Genomic DNA, 639 nt, shown 5'->3' on the forward strand with positions numbered 1-639 from the left:
AACAGCCCCATCAAGGCCGACCCGGAGTGGGCCAAGACCACCTTCAACGGTCAGCCCGCCCTGCGTGAAACCGACACCTTCGACACCTTCATGGAGTCCAGCTGGTATTACGCACGCTACTGCTCACCGCAGAGCGACACCGCCATGCTGGACCCGGCCGCCACCAATTACTGGCTGCCCGTGGACCAGTACATCGGCGGCATCGAGCACGCCATCCTGCACCTGCTCTACTCGCGCTTCTTCCACAAGTTGCTACGCGATACCGGGCTGGTGAATTGCGACGAGCCCTTCAAGCAACTGCTGTGTCAGGGCATGGTGCTCAAAGACGGCGCCAAGATGTCCAAGTCCAAGGGCAACACCGTGGACCCGCAGCAAATGATCGAAGAATACGGCGCCGACACCGTGCGCCTGTTCATGATGTTTGCCGCGCCGCCGGAGCAATCTCTGGAATGGAACGACGCTGGCGTGGAAGGCGCCTTCCGCTTTATCAAGCGCCTGTGGCGCCTGGTGGCCGAACATGTGGAAGCCGGTAATGCCGGCACACTGGACCTGAACGTACTGGACGACGCAGGCAAGGCCTTGCGCCGCAAGACCCACGAAACCATCCAGAAAGTCAGCGACGACTATGGTCGCCGCAGC

1 protein-coding gene is annotated in these 639 nt (G+C 61.3%); it reads left to right on the forward strand.

Going from position 1 to position 639, the window contains the following annotated elements; translation table 11 throughout:
• On the forward strand, positions 1-639 hold a 639-nt coding region (locus A3754_RS04020), incomplete at both ends, for a class I tRNA ligase family protein (RefSeq protein WP_156496765.1).

The sequence above is a fragment of the Alcanivorax sp. HI0083 genome, from assembly GCF_001635175.1.